Origin of the sequence: Clostridium sp., from assembly GCF_021443865.1 — a bacterium.
Taxonomy (GTDB): domain Bacteria; phylum Bacillota; class Clostridia; order Clostridiales; family Clostridiaceae; genus Clostridium.
On sequence record NZ_JABUTB010000149.1, the window covers coordinates 1 to 3,184 of the forward strand.

General features: G+C 26.3%; 4 protein-coding genes. 1 reads left to right on the plus strand and 3 read right to left on the minus strand.

Going from position 1 to position 3,184, the window contains the following annotated elements:
• The 3 genes from HUJ77_RS15150 to HUJ77_RS15160 all read right to left on the minus strand — a co-directional run.
• Positions 1-310 (minus strand): aminotransferase class IV (locus HUJ77_RS15150; RefSeq protein ID WP_366033592.1); only part of this gene is annotated, 310 nt, incomplete at its 3' end.
• Positions 310-1,653 (minus strand): aminodeoxychorismate synthase component I, encoded by a 1,344-nt coding sequence (pabB, locus tag HUJ77_RS15155; RefSeq protein ID WP_291710066.1) that lies wholly within the window; start codon positions 1,651-1,653, stop codon positions 310-312. The genes pabB and HUJ77_RS15150, both read right to left, overlap by 1 nt.
• Positions 1,646-2,239, minus strand: coding sequence for an aminodeoxychorismate/anthranilate synthase component II (locus HUJ77_RS15160; RefSeq protein ID WP_291710068.1), 594 nt, complete (start codon positions 2,237-2,239; stop codon positions 1,646-1,648). Before HUJ77_RS15160 ends, pabB begins: the two co-directional genes overlap by 8 nt.
• A 101-nt stretch (positions 2,240-2,340) precedes the next feature.
• Here HUJ77_RS15160 and HUJ77_RS15165 point away from each other — a divergent pair, with 101 nt between their 5' ends.
• Positions 2,341-3,177 (plus strand): PHP domain-containing protein, encoded by an 837-nt coding sequence (locus HUJ77_RS15165; protein ID WP_291710069.1) that lies wholly within the window; start codon positions 2,341-2,343, stop codon positions 3,175-3,177.
• The last annotated feature ends 7 nt before the right edge of the window (positions 3,178-3,184 follow it).

A 3,184-nucleotide genomic window follows, 5' to 3' on the forward strand; every position in this document is an offset into this window, starting at 1 on the left:
AAGAAAATCCCTTTAAATAATCTTCTAATTTATATTTATTATCACGAGTTTCTATTACTATATTTTTTTCTGATACTACTATTTTTAGCACGCAATTCTCTATTGAATATTTATCTATTATATTTAAAATATCTTCTACTAAGATTTCCTCACCTAATCCTAAAACTCTAATTCCATTATTTAGTCTATCAATATGTTCTTCTAAAAATATAGGTTTTCTTTTAACTAATATTGTTTCAAATACTCCTCTTCCAAAAAAGTACCCACTGTCTAAAGTTATTTTTTCTGCATTAAAAACAATATTCCTCATTATAATACCCTCATTAAAGCTTTTGCTTTATCTAAAGTTTCATTATACTCATCTTCCTCATTAGAATCATATGTAATGCCTCCACCAACTCCAAAATAGGCTTTATTATCTTTTTTTATTATAGTTCTAATAGCAATATTGAAATCTGCATTTCCTCTAAAATCAAAGTATCCAATAGAGCCTGTATATATATTTCTTTTTAGGCCCTCAAGTTCTTCAATTATTTCCATAGCTCTAATTTTAGGAGTTCCTGTTATAGAACCTCCAGGGAAACATTCTTTAATACATTTTACAGCTGATACTTTATCTTTAAGCTTACCTTCAACTGTTGAAACTAAATGAAATACTGTAGAATAAGTTTCAAGTTTAAAAAGCTCTGTAACTTTTACAGAATGAGGTTTACATACCTTACTTAAATCATTTCTTTCTAAATCTACCACCATTAATAACTCTGCTTTATCCTTTTCACTATTTAAAAGCTCTAAGCTATTCTTCTTATCTTCTTCCTTTGTTTTCCCTCTTGGTCTTGTACCCTTAATTGGTCTTGTAATAACTCTTCTATTATTTATTTCAAGAAATCTTTCTGGAGAGGAACTTATTACTTGAAAATCTTTGAAATTCATAAAAGCTGAAAATGGTGCTTTATTTATGCTTCTAAGTTTCTTATATATTTCAAAGGAATCTTCAGTACTATCTGTATAAAATCTTTGAGTCATATTTGCTATGTAAATATCTCCACTAACTATATAATTTTTCATTTTTGTTATAGCTGATTTATATTCTGACTTATTAAAATTAGATATAAAATTCTTTCTTTTTTCTTCTACTTTACATTCTTCTATACTGGTAGTATTTTTTATTTTATCTATGATTAAATCTATTTCTTCATCTAAACCCTTTAGTGATGTAATATATTGTTTATTATTATGTAAATCAAAAATAATAATATTATTGTAAAATATAAATTTTATATCACTAATATTAAAGTCCTCCGTACTACTATTAGGTATGTCCTCTAATATTCTACATACATCATAAGATATATATCCTATAGCCCCTGATATTAGTGGAATATGCCTATAGACTTCTTCTGAAATTTTAAATTTAAGAAGAAGTTTTTCTAAAACATCAAAGGGTTCTCCTTCAACTTTCACATCATCAATTAAGCATGTATTTCCCTTGGATTCAAAAGTCATAAATGGATTTAATCCAATAAAAGAAAACTTAGATAAAGTTTCATCTTCCTTTGAGGAATCTAATAATATAGTATCTGTTTCATCCTTAAAAACATTATATACTTCAAGAGGATTAAAGTTTATTTGTATCTCCCTAATTTTAATCATTTCTATCCTCCTTAAACTTCTTAGTTATATTAATAAAGTTTCTTAAAAGCTTATGTCCATCTTCAGTCATTTCAGCTTCAGGATGAAATTGAACTCCAAAAATAGGATACTTTTTATGACTTATCCCCATAATAACATTATCATCAGTATAACTAGTCACTTCTATTTCTTCATTAAGATTACAATTATCAATTATAAGGGAATGGTATCTAGTTACTCTTAATGGATTGTTAAGTCCTTTAAATAAATCCTTATCTTTATGACTTACATAGCTTATTTTCCCATGAACTGGCTCTTTTCCCTTTATAATTTCATTTCCAAAATAATGACCTATACATTGATGCCCTAAGCATATTCCAAGTATGGGCTTTATCCCCTTAAAATTATGTATTATATCTAATGATATCCCAGCTTCCTTTGGAGATTTTGGACCTGGTGAAATTATTATTCCATCAATATCTAAATTCATAATTTCTTCAATTGATATTTTATCATTTCTGTATATTATTACTTCTTCGCCTAATTCTTCAATATATCTTACTAAATTAAACACAAATGAATCATAATTATCTATCATTAAAAGCATTTTTCCCTCCAGGTTTTGTGTTAAAAATAATATATATGTGTTAAAATAATTTTAATGTATAAATTATATCATAATAATTTGTTATTTTGAAAGGAGATAGGATGTTTAAGTGTGATTTACATTCCCATTCAATTTGCTCTGATGGAAGATTTAAACCTAAGGAAATAATTGAAATGGCAAAAAAAAGAGACCTTAACTATATTTCTTTAACAGACCATGATACTTTAACTGGCATAAATGAAGCTATTTTAGAAGCTAAAAAACTTAATATAAATTTTATTCCTGGAATTGAATTATCTACTGAACATAATGGTGAATCAATTCATGTTTTAGGATTTTTTAATAAAGAAGATTATAATAATCCTAACTTAAATAAAATTTTAGATGATCTTAAAGAAAAAAGAATATCTAGAGCCTATAAAATTGTTGAAAACTTAAAAAAACTTCATAATATAGATTTAGATATTAATAAGGTTTTATCTAATGGAAAAGATACTATAGCAAGACCACATATAGCAAAAGCTATAATAGATGCTGGTTATGACTACGATCATGAATATATATTTAAAAATTTTATAGGAAATGATTGCCCAGCTTATGTGCCTTCAACTAAATTATCTACAAAGGATGGAATTAAACTATTAAAGGATTTTAATGCTTTAATTTTCTTGGCTCATCCTATATTGGTTAAGAAAACTCCTATTAAGGAATTAATAGATTTAGGCTTTGACGGTATTGAAGCAATCTATTATAGGAACACTGAAGATGATACTAAGAATTTAATTAAATTGGCTAAGGAAAATAATTTATATATTTCTTGTGGATCAGATTGTCATGGTATTCCAAAGGATAAATCTCATGGAAATATTGGAGATGTAAATATTCCTAAGGATGATAGTATAACTGATATGCTTAAATGGCTAAAGGAGCTGAATTAATTCAGCT

Coding starts and splice junctions, on each gene's coding strand:
- pabB (WP_291710066.1), bottom strand. CDS start 1,653: ATGATTAAAATTAGGGAGATACAAATAAACTTTAATCCTCTTGAAGTA.
- HUJ77_RS15160 (WP_291710068.1), bottom strand. CDS start 2,239: ATGCTTTTAATGATAGATAATTATGATTCATTTGTGTTTAATTTAGTA.
- HUJ77_RS15165 (WP_291710069.1), top strand. CDS start 2,341: ATGTTTAAGTGTGATTTACATTCCCATTCAATTTGCTCTGATGGAAGA.